This window comes from Pseudomonas sp. Je.1.5.c, assembly GCF_051129895.1.
In the GTDB taxonomy this organism is placed as follows: domain Bacteria; phylum Pseudomonadota; class Gammaproteobacteria; order Pseudomonadales; family Pseudomonadaceae; genus Aquipseudomonas; species Aquipseudomonas urmiensis.
Map to the genome: position 1 here is coordinate 22278 of NZ_JBCPSP010000007.1, position 19170 is coordinate 41447.

Annotated in this window: 19 protein-coding genes; 4 read left to right on the plus strand and 15 right to left on the minus strand. The window is 60.6% G+C overall.

Going from position 1 to position 19170, the window contains the following annotated elements:
* Window positions 1–3: 3 nt before the first annotated feature.
* From greB to AAZU54_RS07915, 4 genes are all read right to left on the minus strand, one after another.
* Entirely contained in the window at window positions 4–492 is a 489-nt protein-coding gene (gene greB, locus AAZU54_RS07900; protein ID WP_186554995.1) for a transcription elongation factor GreB, read from the minus strand.
* 80 nt (window positions 493–572) lie between these two features.
* Entirely contained in the window at window positions 573–881 is a 309-nt protein-coding gene (locus tag AAZU54_RS07905; RefSeq protein WP_186554996.1) for a hypothetical protein, read from the minus strand.
* Window positions 882–1096: 215 nt separating this feature from the next.
* On the minus strand, window positions 1097–1534 hold the full coding sequence (locus AAZU54_RS07910) for a DoxX family protein (RefSeq protein WP_186554997.1): 438 nt from the start codon (window positions 1532–1534) through the stop codon (window positions 1097–1099).
* A gap of 114 nt (window positions 1535–1648) precedes the next feature.
* A complete protein-coding gene (locus AAZU54_RS07915; RefSeq protein ID WP_186554998.1) occupies window positions 1649–3055 on the minus strand; it encodes a transglycosylase SLT domain-containing protein in 1407 nt (468 codons plus the stop codon).
* A gap of 159 nt (window positions 3056–3214) precedes the next feature.
* Here AAZU54_RS07915 and AAZU54_RS07920 point away from each other — a divergent pair, with 159 nt between their 5' ends.
* From AAZU54_RS07920 to AAZU54_RS07930, 3 genes are all read left to right on the plus strand, one after another.
* Entirely contained in the window at window positions 3215–4012 is a 798-nt protein-coding gene (locus tag AAZU54_RS07920; RefSeq protein ID WP_434726937.1) for a TatD family hydrolase, read from the plus strand.
* Window positions 4013–4237: 225 nt separating this feature from the next.
* A complete protein-coding gene (locus AAZU54_RS07925) occupies window positions 4238–5716 on the plus strand; it encodes a methyl-accepting chemotaxis protein (protein ID WP_434726938.1) in 1479 nt (492 codons plus the stop codon).
* A gap of 75 nt (window positions 5717–5791) precedes the next feature.
* On the plus strand, window positions 5792–6160 hold the full coding sequence (locus tag AAZU54_RS07930; protein ID WP_186555001.1) for an Mpo1-like protein: 369 nt from the start codon (window positions 5792–5794) through the stop codon (window positions 6158–6160).
* On the opposite strand, the gene AAZU54_RS07935 is transcribed toward AAZU54_RS07930, so the two are convergent.
* From AAZU54_RS07935 to AAZU54_RS07945, 3 genes are all read right to left on the minus strand, one after another.
* Window positions 6157–6954: an acyl-CoA thioesterase gene (locus AAZU54_RS07935; RefSeq protein ID WP_312152748.1), complete on the minus strand. Its 798-nt coding sequence runs from the start codon at window positions 6952–6954 to the stop codon at window positions 6157–6159. The two genes, AAZU54_RS07930 and AAZU54_RS07935, sit on opposite strands and share 4 nt — an antisense overlap.
* Window positions 6955–7038: 84 nt before the next feature.
* A complete protein-coding gene (locus tag AAZU54_RS07940) occupies window positions 7039–7806 on the minus strand; it encodes a CHAD domain-containing protein (protein ID WP_312152750.1) in 768 nt (255 codons plus the stop codon).
* Window positions 7807–7820: 14 nt separating this feature from the next.
* Window positions 7821–8099, minus strand: coding sequence for a hypothetical protein (locus tag AAZU54_RS07945; RefSeq protein ID WP_312152752.1), 279 nt, complete (start codon window positions 8097–8099; stop codon window positions 7821–7823).
* Between the two features lie 154 nt (window positions 8100–8253).
* Between AAZU54_RS07945 and AAZU54_RS07950 the strand changes: the two genes are divergently transcribed.
* Complete coding sequence (locus AAZU54_RS07950; protein ID WP_186555003.1) at window positions 8254–9294, plus strand: patatin-like phospholipase family protein; 1041 nt, start codon at window positions 8254–8256, stop codon at window positions 9292–9294.
* A 160-nt stretch (window positions 9295–9454) separates the two neighbouring features.
* Here AAZU54_RS07950 and AAZU54_RS07955 read toward each other — a convergent pair whose 3' ends face one another.
* The 8 genes from AAZU54_RS07955 to AAZU54_RS07990 form a co-directional block, all read right to left on the minus strand.
* Window positions 9455–11326: a SurA N-terminal domain-containing protein gene (locus AAZU54_RS07955; RefSeq protein ID WP_434726939.1), complete on the minus strand. Its 1872-nt coding sequence runs from the start codon at window positions 11324–11326 to the stop codon at window positions 9455–9457.
* A 182-nt stretch (window positions 11327–11508) separates the two neighbouring features.
* The gene (locus AAZU54_RS07960; protein WP_186555005.1) at window positions 11509–11781 is read right to left on the minus strand and encodes an HU family DNA-binding protein; all 273 of its coding nucleotides are present in this window, start codon (window positions 11779–11781) and stop codon (window positions 11509–11511) included.
* Between the two features lie 154 nt (window positions 11782–11935).
* Entirely contained in the window at window positions 11936–14332 is a 2397-nt protein-coding gene (gene lon, locus AAZU54_RS07965; RefSeq protein ID WP_186555006.1) for an endopeptidase La, read from the minus strand.
* 153 nt (window positions 14333–14485) lie between these two features.
* The gene (gene clpX / locus AAZU54_RS07970) at window positions 14486–15769 is read right to left on the minus strand and encodes an ATP-dependent Clp protease ATP-binding subunit ClpX (protein WP_186555007.1); all 1284 of its coding nucleotides are present in this window, start codon (window positions 15767–15769) and stop codon (window positions 14486–14488) included.
* A gap of 108 nt (window positions 15770–15877) precedes the next feature.
* Complete coding sequence (gene clpP, locus AAZU54_RS07975) at window positions 15878–16519, minus strand: ATP-dependent Clp endopeptidase proteolytic subunit ClpP (RefSeq protein ID WP_186555008.1); 642 nt, start codon at window positions 16517–16519, stop codon at window positions 15878–15880.
* 91 nt (window positions 16520–16610) lie between these two features.
* Complete coding sequence (tig, locus tag AAZU54_RS07980) at window positions 16611–17924, minus strand: trigger factor (protein WP_186555009.1); 1314 nt, start codon at window positions 17922–17924, stop codon at window positions 16611–16613.
* A gap of 242 nt (window positions 17925–18166) precedes the next feature.
* Entirely contained in the window at window positions 18167–18472 is a 306-nt protein-coding gene (locus tag AAZU54_RS07985; RefSeq protein ID WP_186555010.1) for a DUF6388 family protein, read from the minus strand.
* 98 nt (window positions 18473–18570) lie between these two features.
* Window positions 18571–19119, minus strand: a complete 549-nt coding sequence (locus AAZU54_RS07990) for an alpha/beta hydrolase (protein WP_312151376.1) — start codon at window positions 19117–19119, stop codon at window positions 18571–18573.
* Between the last annotated feature and the right edge of the window lie 51 nt (window positions 19120–19170).

Below are 19170 nucleotides of genomic sequence, written 5' to 3' on the forward strand. Positions count from 1 at the left end.
TATTCAGGCATCCGCCTGTACAGCCGGATAACTGATGCTGTTGACATACCAGGTAGCATCCCCCGTCGGCGTCTTGACCACCACCTCGTCACCCTCCTCCTTCTTGAGCAACGCGCGGGCCATGGGCGAATCGATCGAAATGTAGTCGTTGCGCCCATAGATCTCGTCATAACCGACGATGCGAAACTTCAGGGTCTCGCCATCATCGTTTTCGATTTCCACCCAAGCGCCAAAAAACACCTTGCCTTCCTGTTCCGGGGAATAGGCAACCACTTTGACATCTTCAAGACGCTTGCGCAGGTAACGTACGCGACGATCAATCTCGCGCAAGAGCTTCTTGTTGTACTGATAATCGGCGTTTTCACTGCGATCGCCCAGCGACGCTGCCCAGGCAACCTTCTGGGTAATTTCCGGCCGGTAGACCCGCCACAGATGGTCGAGCTCTTGCTTGAGCGCCTGATGACCTTCGGTGGTGATGATGTTGGTGCTCAAACGGCATTCTCCTCAACGCCTGTGCGTGCCGACGTAGTGAGGCCGAGCTTAACCAAAAACGCCCGGCGCTGACATGCTACTCAACGACGGGTAATCAGGCCTTGGCGGGCGATGCGGGTGAGATGGCCGATAACCTCGGCTGCGTCTTCGGCTGCCGGCGACTGGATCACCGCGAGGTCAAAGCGATCGCTGCCGTACTGTTCGAGCAAGCCGCAGGTTTCAGCGAACTGGATGAGGAAAGCGCGGGCTTGGCCCTTGCGTCGCGAGAAACCATCGAGGTGACGCAACAAGGTAGGCTGATGCTGGCCACCGAGCAGGATGCGCGGTGTGCGAGAAGCCTGGCTGGCAGGCAGGGGGGTCAGGCAGACACTGGTACGTGGACAACTCATGGAGTATTTCTCCGCCTCGCAAATCCCGCTGGGCAGCGGTGGGAGGCGTCACCGAACCAGCGCTTTAGCGGTATTTCGGATGACCCGGCTGGGGGCCTCTCCTGCGCCCCGCAAGTAGCTGTTTAAATCGGCGCAAGCGGTATCCTAGAGAGTGAAACGACAAGCTGCAAGTAGACTTTACTCGCAGCTTGAGGGATGCGCTTTACAGCGTTGTGTCAGCGGGCGATCAGGCGGTCCAGGGAGAAGCGACCGGCACCTTCGATCAGCACGGCCACGGTGCCTGCCATCAGCGCCAGGGCGAACTCGTAGCCGTTGTTGGACATGAACAGGCCGTTGCCGATGTGCACCGAGAAGATCGCCACCACCAGGGTCACCGTCAGTGCCAGAGCAGCTGGGCGCACCAGCAGGCCAATCAGCAGTGCCAGACCACCGAAGAACTCGGCGCTACCCGACAACAGGGCCATCAGGTAACCCGGGGCCAGGCCGATGCTTTCCATCCACTGCCCGGTGCCTTCCAGGCCGTAGCCACCGAACAGGCCGAACAATTTCTGTGCGCCGTGGGCCATGAAGATCAGACCGACCAGGATGCGGATAACGCTCAAGCCAGCGCCAGCACGGGTGACGAACAGCGAGTTGAGGGTGTTGGAGTTCATTTCAAGTCTTCCTTAGGGCACGCAATGTTGTGTTGGGATGGGCGCCATCTTAATCAAATTAACCAATAGTAAAATCGCATAATATGCGTGATTAATATCGGATATTTCGATTTATTAACGCTTTGCCACACGCTCTAGCGCAGCCCGCTCACGATTGAAGGCCAGGAAGTACTTGTTGACGCTGTTGACGAAATTGACCGGCCCCATGCCCACCTGCTCCATGGCGATGCGTTCGGTCTGGAAAAACCACTGGTTGCCATTGAGCCCGCGCCGACGCGCTTCGGCACGCATCGCCTGCACCCGTTCCGGGCCCAGGTTGTAAGCCGCCAGGATGAACGCCATGCGCTCGCGCTCGTTAAGCTTGGGGCTGGCGAAGAACTTGCGCCGAATCAACGCCAGGTAGCGGGCGCTGGCCTGGACATTGCCATCGACGGTGGTGGTGTTACTGACCCCGACCCGTTGCGCGGCCGACGGCGTGATCTGCATCAATCCATGAGCGCCGCCCATACCTCGTGCGGCGGGATTGAGGGTGGACTCCTTGAACGCCAGCGCAGCCAGGTTGAGCCAGTCGATCTGTTGCGCCTGCCCATGCTTTTGCAGCACCGCCCGCAGCGTCTGCAATTGCTGGCGATCTTTGCGCGCCAATGGGTTGTGCACCCGGTACTGACGCCGATAAATGCGCTCGAACGCGGCGTCCTGGTTGTCTGGGGCGCGGTAACCCGCCAGGAAGCGGTCGACCGTGGCCAGCAACAGATGCGCATCGCGACCGACATACCAACGCATGGCCTGGGGTTCGCCGAGCTTCAAGCGAGTGTCAACACGCAGCCGCGGCATCACGCGCGCCCAACGCTGGGCAATGGGCCGCTCCACCACTGTCAGGTGATAGATGCCGGCCTGGACCATCTCCAACACGTCCTCGATGGCCAAGGTCGGATCGACCCACTCGATCTTGATCGGCGCGCGTTTGCGCAGCGCCAACTGCTCGTTGATGTCCTGGATCAGCGCTCCGGCAGCACTGGCGGTGGTCAGCGCGACGGTCCGCCCGGACAGCTGCTCGACCCGGCTAAAACTGCGTTCGCCCTTGCGCCCGACCAGCAGCAATGGCACCTGGTCGAGCACCGGGGCGCTGGTGCTGACACCGCGCACCAGGCCCGGATCGAGTAGTTCGCCGGGAGCGGCGAGATCACCTTCACCTCGGGCCAAGGCGCCGAGTAACTGCTCCTTGGCCCGCGGAATCAGTTTGACCTGGATCAGCTGCCCTTCCCTTTCGCGGCCATTGAGGTAGTGCTCCAGCGCCCTGAGCCGGTGATATTCGATACCGACCGGCTCGCCCTTGACCTCGCCAGAGCTATTGCGGCTCTGATTGACCAGCACCCGCAGCACCTTGGTTGCGCGCACCTGGGCCAAATCACGAGGCTGATTGCTGGTTGCAGTCTGCTGCGGCCCTGGCAAGCGTGCGCTGGCCGCCCCAGGCAGGAGCAAGCCAATCATCAGCAGTAGGGTCAGCAAGGGTCGCTGCATGCGAAAACGTGTCCGAGGGCTGTGGGCTGAAACCATCAAGGCCGGTGCGTCCGTGACAAATGACGCTAGAAGACCATGGCAACAGCTTGAAGTTCTTGGCTTTTTCCTGAAATACCCGGTTTTTGCTATGCTGGCCGGCCCGCGGCACGAGGTAGCACCATGCAACTGATCGATATCGGCGTCAACCTGACCAACAGCAGCTTCCACGACCAACAGGCGGATATCGTCGAACGGGCCGTGCAAGCGGGCGTGGTGCAAATGGTCGTGACCGGCACCAGCCTTGCGGTCAGCGAACAGGCCCTGGAGCTGTGCCAGCAACTCGATGAGCACGGGCAGCGGCTGTTCTCGACCGCAGGTGTCCACCCGCACGACGCCAAGAGCTGGGATGACGCCAGTGAACGTCGCTTGCGCCAGTTGCTCGAACAACCTCGAGTCAAGGCCGTGGGCGAATGCGGCCTGGACTTCAACCGCGACTTCTCCCCTCGCCCGCTGCAGGAAAAAGCCCTAGAGGCGCAACTGAGCCTGGCCGCTGAACTGCAGCTGCCGGTATTCCTGCATGAGCGTGACGCCAGCGAGCGCCTGCTGGCCATTCTCAAGGACTATCGCGATCACCTGCCGGCCGCCGTGGTGCATTGTTTCACCGGTGAGCGTGAGGCGCTGTTCGCCTATCTGGACATGGACCTGCACATCGGCATCACCGGCTGGATCTGCGATGAGCGCCGCGGTACTCATCTGCATCCGCTGGTGGGCAATATTGCCCAAGGGCGACTGATGCTGGAAAGTGACGCGCCCTATCTGTTGCCACGCAGCTTGCGGCCCAAACCAAAAAATGGCCGCAACGAACCGGCGTTCTTGCCCCAGGTGCTAGACGAGGTGGCCTTGCATCGGGGCGAAGCGCCAGAGCACACGGCTCGGCATACTAGCGAATGCGCCCGGCAGTTCTTCGATTTGCCTTGAAATCAAGTCGTTGTTTTCGCAGGCAAGCCCGCTCCCAGATTTAGCGCTGACTTCACATCCTGCGCTGACCCTGTGGCAGCGGGCTTGCCCGCGAAAAGAGCACGGCGCAAATGACTGATTCCCCCTGAGCTTTCTTGACGCACATCAAGACCCATACTGAGCCGCTCGGACACAATGATGGCACCTTGCCAATACTGTTTCCGCTCAACTCAGAGAAGACCTACGATGGGTGCCTGGCTTAGCAATATTTCCCTGAAGTACAAGTTCTGGGCCGTCAATGCGGTGGCCTTCGTCACAACCCTGTTGCTGGTGCTGTATGCCGTGCACCTGGAGCAACAGGCCCGGGCCGAGGGCGCACGCGCACAAGCGCAAGCCCAGTCGCAGCTGCTGGCAGCCTGGCCCAGCGCACAGCAACTGCCCAAGCAAAGCAACGTGATCAGCTGGCAGCCAGGGCAAACACCGAGCGTTGCCGGCGAACCCCTGCTGCTGCCCAAGGATGCCCAAGGCTGGGTCGAGCTGCCCAGCGCGTGGATCCTTGGCGACAATCCACTGCGCGGCGCCCAGGTTGTACGCCAGGGCGATCAGCAGCTGGCGGTACTGGCCCAGTCACCGAGCCTGCGCCAGGTGTTCTTCGACCGTTTCGGCAACTATGCGGTGTGCGTCGCCATCCTGATGCTGGCGATGCTCTGTGCCTCGCAATTGTTGATTCGCTTCCTGCTCAGCCAGCTCAACACCCTCAAGGATGTGATGCTGCATGTGGAGAAGACTGGCGACCTGTCGGCGCGGGTGCCACTGGCTTGTGGCGACGAGGTCGGGCAGATGGCCGGCGCCTTCAATGCCATGCAGTCGACCTATCACCGGGTGGTCAGCACTGTCGCCCGCACCGCTGCGCAGCTCGACTCCGGCGCGGCGCGCCTGGCGGCGAGCATGAACGAGGTGCGCCACGGCATGATCGGCCAACAGAGCGAGACCGATCAGGCGGCGACAGCGATCAACGAGATGTCGGCCACCGTGCATCATATCGCCCAGCACGCCGGCGCCACCCGTGACCTCTCGCAAACCGCCGATAGTTTGGCAGGCAGCGGCCAGGTTGTGGTCAGCCGGGTGCAGGATTCGATTTCCGGCCTGTCCAGCGGCGTGCAACAGACCGCCGAAATGATCCGCCAGTTGGCCGAAGACAGCCAGAAGATCAATGGCGTGGTTGGGGTGATTCACAGTATTGCCGAGCAGACCAATCTGCTGGCGCTCAATGCTGCGATTGAAGCCGCGCGGGCGGGCGACCTCGGTCGCGGCTTCGCGGTGGTCGCCGACGAGGTGCGCAACCTGGCCAAGCGCGTGCAAACCTCCACCGATGAAATCACCGGCATGGTCGCTGCGTTGCAATCGGGCACGCGTGATGCGGTGGAGTTCATGCAGGAGAGCTCGTACAAGGCCGACGACTGCGTCAAGCAGGCCCAGGAGGCTGGCGAGTCGCTGGCGGAAATCACCAGCGCCGTAGCCCAGATGCGTGAGAGCAATACCCAGATCGCGGTGGCCGCCGAGCAACAGAGCCAGGTCGCCGAAGAGATGAATCGGGCAGTGGTGAGCATTCGCGATGTGACCGAGCAAACCGTGCAGCAGACGGTCGGTTCGGCGACCACCAGCAGCGAACTGGCGACCCTCGCCGGAGAGCTCAGCAAGGCCATTGGCCAGCTCAAGCTATAGTCATCATAGCCAGCCTCGATTGGCCCCCTCGCGGGGGCCGCACTAAGCTTTGGACATGACCCTGAGGAATTGTCCATGAGCAAACGCCTGCCCAACCTGCCCGCCTGGCAATGGCGCGGCTACCACCACAATCATCGCCACCCGGCCAATCTGGTACTGCACCTGATTGCCGTGCCGCTGTTCATCCTCGGCGCCTTGCTGGTGCTGTCCGGGCTGTTCGGCCTGGATCTGGGGCAGATCGCTGTCGGCATCATCGCCCTGATCGCCGGGCTTGGGCTACAACGCCAAGGGCATCGCCTGGAAGCCGAGCAGCCAGAGCCTTTCGCCAATCGCAAGGACGCCGTGCAGCGCCTGCTCACCGAGCAATTCATCACCTTTCCCCGCTTCCTCTTGAGCGGCGCCTGGTGGCGGGCCTGGCGCGAACGGCACAAGCACCGGCGTTAAGCGAACACCGTGACCGTTTGCCGGCTTAGCGCCAGTAACTCACCCTCGGCGGTCCACAGCGCAGCCGAGGCGTGGCCGTAGCCATCCTTGGCGTGTTCGGTCTCGACGCAATAGCGGCACCAGTCGAGGGTCGACAGGGTCGGTGTCGGCTGGACGAATTCGATGGTCCAGGTCAACGTGCTGCCCGCAGCGGGCTGCTTGAGAAACGGCATCAAGCTCGGCGGCCAGGCATCCACCAGGGCCAGCAGATGCGATTCGTTGACCGGCCCCTGCTCAACATCGCGCAGGCGCACCCAGCCGCCCATTTGCCGCGAAGCGTTGCCGGTAAAAGGCAACCCGCCGATAGCCCAGCGCAACGCTACGTGGCGCATGAACTCCGGTGTGATGCCCTTGATATAAGGCAGCTCGGGCGCGCTCTGCTCGAGCGCTTTCATCTCTACGGCGGGCAGCGCCGTCACCTCGACCTCTGAGGCTCGTCCCGCACCGAAACTCCCCTGCACCAGCGTCACCACCTGGCCGTCTTGCACCGCACGGCCAAGCAGGGTGCTGACGGCCTTGCCCTCACGCAGCAGCTCGACCTCGAAACTGATCGGCACGTCCGGCGCAGCAGGCCCGACGAAGGTGATGGCCAGGGAGCGAACCAGGCGCTCGTCGGTTAGCTTCGAGCGCATGGCTTGGTACACCAGCGCGGCCATCAGACCGCCAAACGCTGCCCGCCCCTGAGCCCAGTTGGCGGGCACGCACACCGATTCGGGGTGCTCGCGCACTGCAGTCAGCAATTGGGTGAAATTCATGATGCCCTCGGCCTTTGCAGGAAAACTCCGATGTTAGCCAGCGAACCTGCACACAGCAGCCCGCATATCGGCCATTCCCGCGGGCTATCGTCGCGCCAAGGCATCCTGCAGCTTCTGCAGGGTGACATCAGACTGCTGCTCAGCCTGCTGCAGCTCTTGTTCCCAGGCTGCCTTGCACGACGCAAGATCGGCATGCGTCGGCACCTGCGACAGCCACTGAACGCGGTCATGCCAGTCGCCCAGGTCGCCCTGGGCGCGCTTGAGCAACCGCTGCAGCTTGCGCCCAGCGTGATCGAGTTGCGGGTAGGCTTCGTCGCCATAGCGCACCCGTTTGATCAGCAGCCGCAGCCGATGGCGGTCATGGGCCGGATCCTTCAGCCCCTGTTCCAGCTTGCGCCATTGCTTGGTCAGGCGTTTGTCGATGCGCCGCTTGAGCCCACCGGCGAGCCCTTCCCGATCGGCCGCACGTAGAAACAGCGGGAAGGCATCGACAATCGCCAGCATGCGCGTGAGCTGAGCGCTTCCGGCCACGCTGGCGAAGGTGCGCGCCCTGCCCTGTAAACGCGCTTGACCGGCCTGCTGGTAACCGCGTTTGAGCAACTGGTCGGCCAGCACCTCACGATCGCGCAGTGGCGTAGTCAGATCGCCCAGGGCCCCAGCGGCATCTTCCAGCTGCTCGACCCCTGGCAGGCCGCGCAACGGCCTGAGCAGGCTGCGCAAGCGCCGGGTGGTGGTGCGCAGGTCATGCAGCGCCTCGCTGTCGACATCGCCTGCCAAGCGCTCGCGGCAGGCCAGCAGGCGTACCTGCAAGGTCAATAGTTGCGCGACGACATGATCGAGCATGGCAGACATTCAAGGCTCCTTGGTCAACGACCCGCGCGCGACTCACGGATGTAGAAACGCGCCTTCTCGGCTTTCTTGGTGCAGCCCTCGAACCCTTCGAACTGCTGCTGGGTCTTGGCACCGGTCAGCAGCGATAACGCCTTGGAGTAGCTGACAGTCCCGGCAAAGCCCTCGGCCTTGGCCAGGTCAAGCTCCTTCCAGGCGGCATCCAGCTGGGTCGCGCAGCTGTCACGGTAGGCCGTCTTGCCCGCGCAGCCAGCCAGGGCCAGGACGATCAGTGGAAGGCAGATCCAGGCTTTCATCGGTAATACTCCAAAGGTGAAAAGTCAGTGGCCGTTCGACGCTCAGGCTAGGGAAAAGTGCCCTGTTCAGCGTAGCTCAGCGCGGCGTCCATTGAAGCACAGGGTGCAATGGGTGCATTGTTGGACCATGGTTGCACAGCTGCGGGGGAATTCTATGAGCAAACGTGTCGCGTTGGTGCTGGGATCAGGTGGTGCACGGGGCTATGCCCACATTGGTGTGATCGAAGAAATCGAGCGACGCGGCTATGACATCGCCTGCATCGCCGGCTGCTCCATGGGCGCCGTGGTCGGTGGCATCTACGCCGCTGGCAAGCTCGACGAATACCGACACTGGATCGAAAGCCTGGATTATTTGGATGTGTTGCGCTTGGTCGACGTGAGCTTTCGCCTTGGCGCCATTCGCGGCGATAAGGTGTTTGGCCAGATCCGCAAGATCGTGGGCGAGATCAACATCGAGCAGCTGCGCATCCCCTATACCGCGGTAGCCACCGACCTGACCAACCAACAGGAAATCTGGTTCCAGGAAGGTTGCCTGCATCAGGCCATGCGCGCTTCGGCGGCGATCCCCAGTCTGTTCACGCCCGTGGTGCAAGGCAATCGCATGCTGGTGGACGGCGGCATCCTCAACCCGTTGCCGATCGTGCCAGTGGTGTCCAGCCACTGCGACCTGATCATCGCGGTCAACCTCAACGCCACCAACCAGAAGCAGTACCAACTGCCCGTAATCGAGCGCCCTGCAGCGTTCAAGAAACGCTTTGATTCCTTGATCAACTCGGTAGGCTCGCGCCTGCCGTTTCGACGCAAGCCGGCCGAGCAGATGATCCGCATCGAACAGGAGATCACTGCCGAGGGCATGGCGCCGCCCAACCCCTGGCTCAGTGACTCGGCCGAACCTGAAGGCCAGCAACCGGCGGCGGCGCCGGAAAGCAGCGGCGCGCCGAAGTCGGCGACCGGCTCGTTCATCATCGACAATGTCGGACCTGCGTCGTTGCTGGACCTGATCAACCAAAGTTTTGAAGTGATGCAGACCTCGCTGGCTCAGTACAAGATCGCCGGCTACCCGCCGGATGTACTGATCAACGTGCCCAAGCGGGTGTGCCAGTTCTTCGAGTTCTACAAGGCGCCGGAGTTGATCGCGCTGGGACGGGAGATTGCACGCGATACGCTGGATAACTACGAAGGGACACGGCGTTGATGCAAGCTGAGCATCGCGGGGCAAGCCCGCTCCCACGAGGTCGCTGAGCTAGCCATGGGATGGCTCTGGGCTAGCCCCGCGATGAGGTCGGCATGGGTACTTCAGATCGCGTAAAGCAAACAGGCCGCAAAAGCGGCCTGTTTGCTTATCCAATGATCACTCAGTAGCGCGTGATATCGGCATTGGCTTCCAGCTGCTTGCGGTAGGCGGCAAAGTCCTGCTGGCCTGCACGCGAGGCGAGGTAGCGACGGATCTGCTGCTTCTCCTCGTCGGTGGCCGCAGCGCCTTCGTTGACGCCTTTGAGCTGCACTACCACCAGGCTGCCATCGGCCAGGACCACACTGCCGTATTCCGGCTTGTCCTTGGCGGCTGGCTTGGCCAGGCGGAACACCGCTTGCAGTTCGACCGGATCGATGCCGTCCTGGCCGCGGGTGACCGCTTCCTGGACCTTCCAGCTCTGACCTTCGTGGGCGGTGCCGGCAGCGATCGAACCATCACGCAGACCTGCGATCAGCTTGTCAGCCTTGGCTTTGAGTTCGGCGGTCGCCTTCTCTTTGGCCAGGTGCTCGCGGATATTCTTGGCCACCGCTTCCAAAGGCAGTTGCTCTGGCTTGCGGTGTTCCTTGGCGCGCAGCACGATCACGGTTTCCGGGTCGAGCTCGATGGCGTTGCTGTTGGAACCTTCATCGATCACTTCTTCGCTGAAGGCCGCCTGCACTACCGCACGGTTGGCGGTGATGCCTTCGCCACCTTCACGACCGAATGGCGCCGAGGTCTGTACTTTCAAGCCCAGGTCCTGGGCCGGCTGGGCCAGGTCGGAGGCTTCGAAGGCAGCATCTTCGAGTTCCTTGGTCACTTCGACGAAGCGCTGTTCGACCTGCTGGGTCTTGAGCTCACGCGTCAGCTTGTCTTTCAGGCTGGCAAAGCTCGGCACTTCAGGTGCCTCGACGCCCAGCAGCTTGATCAGGTGATAGCCGTACTCGGTGCGCACTGGCGCGGAGACCTGGTCCTGGTTCAGCTTGTACAGCGCATCTTCGAAGGCTGGGTCGTAAACGCCAGGCCCTGCGAAGCCGAGGTCACCACCGGTGGTGGCGGAACCTGGATCCTGGGAGAACTCCTTGGCCAGATTGGCGAAGTCTTCACCCTTGGCCAGACGTTGCTGGATCTCTTCGATACGCGCCTTGGCCTGGGCTTCGCTGACCTTGTCGTTGACATCGATGAGGATGTGCGCGGCATGGCGTTGCTCGGACAGGTTGGCGATTTCTTTCTCGTACAGCGCCTTGAGCTCGTCCTCGTTGACCTTGACCTGGTCGAAGAACGCCGACTTCTTCAGCTCGATGTAGTCGATGACCACCTGATCAGGCGTCATGAACTCTTTGGCGTGCTGCTCGTAATGGGCCTTGACCTCGTCGTCGCTGACGTTGACCGCAGCCGGGTTGGCCTTGAAGGTCAGCGAAGCGAAATCACGGGTCTGCTTTTCCAGACGGGCAAACGCATCGACCTGCTTGTCGGTGACGAAGCTGCTACCGGCAAGCCCGGTGCGCAGCTGGCCGATGAGCATTTCTTCGGCGAGCATGTCACGGAACTGCATGCGACCGTAGCCCATCTGGCGGATGACCTGGTCGAAGCGGTTGGCGTCGAACTTGCCGTCAACCTGGAACTCCGGCGTCTGCAGGATCACTTGGTCCAGTGCAGCCTCGGAGAATGCGAACTTGGCGTCTTCGGCACCCTGCAACAGCAGTTTGCGATCGATCAGCCCCTTGAGCGCGGCTTCGCGCAACATCTTCTCATCCAGCAGAGCAGGATCGAAATCCTTGCCCAGCTGTTGCAACAGCTGGCGGCGCTGCATGTCGACGGCCTGGCTCAGCTCGTTCTGGCTGATGGTCTGGCCGTTCACCTTGGCGGCGTCCTGGCTATGGCTGGCGGCCTGGAAAATGGCCTCGAAGCCAGTCAACGCCATCAACACGACGATAAGGCCGATGATGGACTTGGCAATCCAACCTTGTGAATTGTCCCGGATATTCTGCAGCATGCGTCCCCCAGAAACGGTTGTACCACTGCGTCGTCAACCGCGGAGCGTGGGTAGAGTCCTGATAGAAGAAAGGCGCATCCGAAGATGCGCCTTCTCGAAGCGAGCGTGTCGGGCGGGAACGTTTGCGTCCCGCCGTCACGCGGTCGGCCCTGGCGGCGCCCGGACCGGCTGAAAGAGACGTCTTAGTTGACGGCGTCTTTCAGGCCTTTACCAGCTTTGAAACCTGGAACCTTGGCAGCTTCGATCTTGATCGCCTTACCGGTTTGCGGGTTGCGGCCGGTGCGCTCAGCGCGATCCTTGACGGAGAAAGTACCGAAGCCTACCAGTACCACGTCATCACCTTGCTTCAGGGCGCCGGTGACGGATTCGATTACGGCGTCCAGCGCCTTGCCGGCGGTGGCTTTCGAAATATCAGCAGATGCGGCGATAGCGTCAATCAGTTCCGACTTGTTCACTCTAAGTCCCCTTATATCTCTATTTGAGTTTGTTTCTAAGTATGTAATGAAAAGCGTATGAAACTAGCGCTGGGTGGCCTGTTGACACTGGCGTGCCGCTTTATAACAAGGGCCCGAAAAAACTGTCAAGGAAAGCCCCCCAGCGAGAAACGGATTAGTGCGTGCTGATTCTTTCCTTGGCATCGCTGTCGCGCTTGTCATCCTTCGCGACAATCTCAGGAGCCACATCTGGCAAGGGCTCCGGGGCGTATTGCAGCGCAATTTGGAGGACTTCGTCAATCCATTTGACCGGTTTGATCTGAAGATCCTGTTTGATATTTTCCGGAATCTCCTTCAGATCGCGAACATTCTCCTCTGGAATGATCACGGTCTTGATCCCACCACGGTGCGCTGCAAGCAGTTTTTCCTTCAAACCACCAATGGCCAGAACCTGCCCGCGCAGGGTGATTTCGCCGGTCATCGCGACATCTGCCCGCACCGGGATCTGGGTCAGGGCCGAGACCAGTGCAGTGCACATGCCGATACCGGCACTCGGGCCGTCCTTGGGCGTGGCGCCCTCGGGCATGTGGATGTGCACGTCACGCTTCTCGTGGAAATCGGCGGCAATCCCCAGGCTGCGGGCACGGCTACGCACTACGGTCTGCGCGGCAGTGATCGATTCAACCATCACATCGCCCAGCGAACCGGTCTTGATCAACTGGCCTTTGCCCGGGATGACCACCGCCTCGATGGTCAGCAGTTCGCCGCCCACCTGGGTCCAGGCAAGGCCGGTAACCTGGCCAATCTGGTCCTGCTGCTCGGCCAGGCCGTAGCGGAACTTGCGCACACCCAGCAGCTGTTCGAGCTGCTCGCCAGTGACCTTGACCTTCACCAGTTTCTGCCCGGTGTGTTCCTTGACCACCTTGCGGCAAACCTTGGCAATTTGCCGCTCCAGGCCACGCACGCCAGCTTCACGGGTGTAGTAGCGAATGATGTCGCGGATCGCACTGACGTCGACCTCAAGCTCATCCTTCTTCAAACCGTTGGCCTTGACCTGCTTGGGCACCAGGTACTTGACCGCGATGTTGATCTTCTCGTCCTCGGTGTAACCCGGCAGGCGGATCACTTCCATCCGGTCAAGCAGCGCCGGCGGGATGTTCATCGAGTTGGAGGTGCACAGGAACATCACATCCGACAGGTCGTAGTCGACCTCCAGGTAGTGATCGTTGAAATTGTGGTTCTGCTCGGGGTCGAGCACTTCCAGCAGCGCCGATGCCGGGTCACCACGCATGTCGCTGCCCATCTTGTCGATTTCATCGAGCAAGAACAGCGGATTGCGTACACCCACCTTGGTCATTTTCTGAATCAGACGACCGGGCATGGAGCCGATGTAGGTGCGGCGGTGGCCACGGATCTCAGCCTCGTCACGCACCCCACCAAGGGCCATGCGCACGAACTTGCGGTTGGTCGCAGCGGCGATCGACTCGGCCAGCGAGGTCTTGCCGACACCCGGAGGACCGACCAGGCACAGCACCGGACCACGGATCTTCTTCACCCGTTTTTGCACGGCGAGGTACTCAAGGATGCGCTCCTTGACCTCCTCCAGGCCGTAGTGGTCGGCGTCGAGAATTTCCTCGGCCTTGGTCAGATCGAGACGGACCTTGCTCTGCGCCTTCCACGGCACCTGTACAAGCCAGTCCAGGTAGGAGCGGACCACGGTGGCCTCAGCCGACATCGGCGACATTTGCTTGAGCTTGTTCAGCTCGGCCTGGGCCTTGGCCAGGGCGTCTTTGGGCAGGCCAGCGGCGTCGATACGCTTTTTCAGCTCCTCGACCTCATTGTGACCTTCATCGCCATCGCCGAGCTCTTTCTGAATGGCCTTCATCTGCTCATTCAGGTAGTACTCGCGCTGGCTGCGCTCCATCTGCTTCTTGACCCGACCACGGATACGCTTCTCAACCTGCAACAGGTCGATTTCCGCGTCCAGCAGGGCCAGCACGTGTTCGACACGTGTCTGCAGGTCGACGATCTCGAGGATCTCCTGCTTCTGCTCGATCTTCAGCGCCATGTGCGCGGCCATGGTATCGACCAGGCGCCCAGGCTCTTCGATGCTGTTGAGCGAGGACAGCACTTCGGCTGGCACCTTCTTGCCCAACTGCACGTATTGCTCGAACTGCGACAGCAGGCTGCGCACGAAGACTTCCGACTCACGTTCAGGTGCGTCGATTTCATCGATCAGGCTGACTTCGGCACGTACGTGCCCATCGACTTCAGTGAAACGCTCGACCGCGCCGCGCTGCTCACCCTCGACCAGCACCTTGACGGTACCGTCGGGCAGTTTCAGCAGCTGCAGGACAGTGGCTATGGTGCCCACGCGATACAGGGCGTCTTCACCTGGATCATCATCGGCTGGATTCTTCTGGGCCAGCAGCAGGATCTGCTTTTCGCCCGTCATCGCGGCCTCGAGGGCCTCGATGGATTTTTCGCGCCCCACGAACAGCGGGATAACCATGTGCGGATAGACGACGACATCGCGCAATGGCAAAAGAGGCAAGTCGAGGGTGGTCTTCATGATTTCGCCTCTACAGCGGCCTTATGGCCGGAAACCGGTGGAAATGATGCTTGGACCTAATGTGGGGGCAGCCCTGCGAAATTACAAGCGCTTAAGCAGGAAAAGCAGAAAGGGGCCCGTAGGCCCCTTCTGTTTACGCAACAAATACCTGAATCAGGCGTCTGGCGCGGCTTTGGCTTGCGGCTCGCTGTTCTCGTAGATGAGCAGCGGTTGCGAGCTACCTTCAATGACGCTCTCGTCGATCACCACCTTGCTGACTTCCTTCTGCGAAGGAATTTCATACATGGTGTCGAGCAGCACGCCTTCGAGGATCGAACGCAGGCCACGGGCGCCAGTCTTGCGCTCCAGAGCCTTGCGAGCAACGGCCTTGAGCGCGTCGCTGCGGAACTCAAGGTCCACGCCTTCCATTTCGAACAGCTTGCCATATTGCTTGGTCAGCGCGTTCTTCGGCTCGGTGAGGATCTGCATCAGCGCAGCCTCATCCAGTTCGTCGAGCGTCGCCAGCACTGGCAGACGACCAACGAATTCCGGGATCAGACCGAACTTGACCAGATCGTCAGGCTCGACTTCACGCAGGGATTCACCGACCTTCTTGCCTTCTTCCTTACTGCGCACTTCAGCACTGAAGCCGATGCCACCTTTGGTGGAACGGTTCTGGATGACTTTCTCCAGCCCCGAGAATGCGCCACCGCAGATGAACAGGATATTGCGGGTATCAACCTGCAGGAATTCCTGTTGCGGGTGCTTACGGCCACCTTGCGGCGGCACGGAGGCCACGGTGCCTTCGATCAGCTTCAACAGCGCCTGCTGCACGCCCTCGCCCGAAACGTCACGGGTGATCGACGGGTTGTCCGACTTGCGCGAAATCTTGTCGATCTCGTCGATGTAGACAATGCCCATCTGGGCTTTTTCTACGTCGTAGTCGCACTTTTGCAGCAGTTTCTGAATGATGTTCTCAACGTCCTCACCGACATAACCCGCTTCGGTCAGGGTGGTGGCGTCAGCAATGGTGAACGGTACGTTCAACAGGCGTGCAAGGGTTTCGGCGAGCAGGGTCTTGCCCGAGCCAGTAGGCCCGATGAGCAGGATGTTGCTTTTGCCCAGTTCGACTTCGTCGCCCTTCTTGTCACGCTGGTTCAGGCGCTTGTAGTGGTTGTACACCGCTACGGACAGCACCTTCTTGGCGCGCTCCTGACCAATGACGTACTGGTCCAGGATGCCGCTGATTTCTTTCGGCGAAGGCAGTTTGTGCGCGTTGCTCTCGGCCTGGGCTTCCTGCACCTCCTCGCGGATGATGTCGTTGCACAGGTCGACGCACTCGTCGCAGATAAATACCGAGGGCCCGGCAATCAATTTGCGCACTTCGTGCTGGCTTTTGCCGCAGAAGGAGCAATAGAGCAATTTGCCGCTGTCCTCGCCGTTACGGGTGTCAGTCATTCGATCGATCCAATCCGGTAGGCTTGAAACACAAGATGAAGGCAATTGCGGGCTTTTTCAAGTCCGCAGGTAGGCGCTTTCGGCGCCTACCCGCTCTGGCCCCTGGGATCAGGAGACCAGTTGCCGCTTGTCGTATACCGAGTCGATCAGGCCGTACTCGGCCGCGCGCTGGGCGCTCATGAAGTTGTCGCGCTCAGTATCACGCTGGATAGTCTCGAGGTCCTGGCCGGTGTGGTAGGCCAGCAGCTCGTTCAGACGACCCTTGATGCTGAGGATCTCCTGGGCGTGGATCTGGATGTCGGTCGCCTGACCCTGGAAGCCGCCGAGCGGCTGGTGGATCATGACGCGCGAGTTCGGCAGGCAGTGACGCTTGCCTTTGGCACCCGCGGTCAACAGGAAGGCGCCCATGCTGCAGGCTTGGCCGATGCAGATGGTGGAGACGTCCGGCTTGATGAACTGCATGGTGTCGTAGATCGACATACCAGCAGTCACCGAACCGCCCGGTGAGTTGATGTAGAGATGGATATCCTTGTCCGGGTTTTCCGCTTCCAGGAACAGCAGTTGCGCCACGACCAGGTTGGCCATGTAGTCTTCTACCGGACCTACCAGGAAGATCACTCGCTCCTTCAACAGGCGCGAGTAGATGTCATAGGCGCGTTCGCCACGGGCGGACTGCTCGATAACCATCGGGACCAAGCCGCCTGCGGCCTGGATGTCAGAGCTCTGCTGAATATAAGAATTGCGGGACATGTCCTGCACTCACTCCCAAATAGTCATGGCTTGAATACGCACAAGCCAGCGCGAAGGCTGGCTTGTGGGGGCTTCCTACGAGAGGGGCAGCTTACTCAGCTTCGGCAGGCGCCTGGGCTGGTTTGACTGCGTCTTCGTACGAGACCGATTTGTCGGTCACAGTCGCTTTCTGCAAGACAGTATCTACAACTTGCTCTTCCAGCACAACCGAACGCACTTCGTTCAGTTGCTGGTCGTTCTTGTAGTACCAGCTGATGACCTGCTCTGGCTCTTGGTAAGCCGAAGCCATTTCTTCGATCATCTCGCGAACCTTGCCTTCGTCAGGCTTGAGGTCGAATTGCTTGACCACTTCAGCAACGATCAGACCCAGGACAACGCGACGCTTGGCCTGCTCTTCGAACAGTTCGGCCGGCAGTTGGTCAGGCTTGATGTTGCCACCGAACTGCTGAACAGCTTGTACGCGCAGACGGTTGACTTCGTTTTCCAGCAGCGCTTTTGGCACTTCGATCGGGTTGGCGGCCAGCAGACCGTCCATGACCTGGTTTTTCACCTTGGTCTTGATCGCCTGGCGCAGCTCACGCTCCATGTTCTTGCGAACTTCGTTGCGGAAGCCTTCCAGGGTCGACTCTTTGATGCCGAACTGAGCGAAGAACTCTTCGTTCAACTCAGGCAGCTGAGGCGCGGAAACGCTGTTGACAGTGATGGTGAACTCGGCGGCTTTACCCGCCAGGTCGAGGTTCTGGTAGTCCTCTGGGAAGGTCACGTTAACAACGCGCTCTTCGCCAGCCTTGGCGCCAACCAGGCCATCTTCGAAGCCTGGGATCATGCGGCCGGAACCCAATACCAGCTGGGTGCCCTTGGCCGAACCACCGGCGAATACTTCACCGTCGACCTTGCCAACGAAGTCGATGTTGACTTGGTCATCGTTTTGCGCAGCGCGCTCAACGGTTTCGAAACGGGTGTTCTGCTTGCGCAGGACTTCCAGCATGTTGTCCAGGTCAGCGTCAGCCACTTCGGCGCTCAGGCGCTCGACGTTGATCGACTCGAAACCTGCAACGGTGAACTCTGGGAATACTTCGAAGATGGCAACGAATTCCAGGTCCTTGCCTTTTTCGAAGGACTTAGGCTCAACAGCTGGGGCGCCAGCCGGGTTCAGCTTCTGCTCGACTACGGCTTCGTAGAAGGACGACTGGACCAGGTCACCGAACGCTTCCTGGCGGGCAGCGTCTTCGTAACGCTGACGGATGACGCTCATTGGCACCTTGCCAGGCCGGAAGCCTGGAACCTTGGCGCGACGGGCAGTCTGTTGCAGACGCTTGTTGACTTCGGTCTCGACGCGCTCGGCCGGAACGGCGATGGTCATGCGGCGCTCGAGAGCGGAAGTGTTTTCAACCGAAACTTGCATGGATATTCCTCGTTGCACAGACGTTAGCCGGCGATAGCCCGACTCCAGAATCAAGGGCAAGCATTCTAGTGACTCACGCACCAGAAGTCACCCCACTCGGGACGACGGGAAACCACGCCGATCGATTTCATTCAAGGACCTGCGCGATCAGCCGCCAGGCCCTATCCGTTAAGGGCTGCACGCCACCGCTTGGGGCACGCAGTTGAAAAACCTTGTCAAACAACTACCCGGCCAAGCGACCATCACCCCTGCTCGGGATCGATCTCGTTGAACGCGCAGTACTCTTGCCACTCCATACCCAGCGCCTCGGCCACCTCGCGATGGACCTCCAGACGCATCGCTTGCAGCTGTTCAGGGCTCTCGGCGATCAGTTGCAGGGTCAACTCCCAGGGTTCTATACCCTGCTCCTGCGCTGCGTCTTCGAACGCCCATTCAATCTGCTGGGCCTGCTCGCGCGGATCCAGCTCGCGAATCTCCTCGAGCATCTGCGGATTGGCTTGGGCGAAACGCTCTAGCGCCACGGCTTGGCGGGCTTCTTTTGCAATCATTGGGGCAATTCCTCTACCGGCTTGTCGACCGGAGTTTCAACCGACTGAAATCTATCAGCTTTTATAAGGCCGCCACCAGAGGGCAGGATGACTGACAGCTATTGGCGTTCGCTAGAACACCCTAATGGACGACCGCGCCATTGCTGCCAAGCCTGCGCCCAACCCTGCTCATGGCCGACGCCTGGCAAAGTGACGAATTGAGCGCAGCTGGCTACACCCAATTGACCTTTATAGACCGCCGCTACCTGCCCAGGCACCTGACGATCATCGCCTCCGAGCAGGTGGCGCTGAGCAATCCGCGCCAGGTATTGACGGTAGTGCAGCGGCTCAAGCGACCCCGTAAGCGGCGTCAGTTGCAGCGCGCGCGTCCACTCGGCGGGGCTGAGATTACCGGCCAGCGTCTGCACTTGCAGTACATCGCTACGGCGCCCCGCCAACAACAATGCCAGCGCCCCTCCTCCGGAATAGCCGACCAACTCGAACGACTGGTTGCCGTAACGTTTTTTCAATTGATCGAGCGCCTGCTCAAGCGCTAGAAGCACCGACTCGGAAAACCGCTCAGAAGTCCAAAGCGCGGGCGCACACCGCTCACCACTGACGAACTGGCACGGCCTGGCCAGATACACCGAAGGCAACGGATCATCCATGGCCAAACCAGCCAGCAACAGCCTACGCGGACTAGGGTCAAGGCTAGGCTG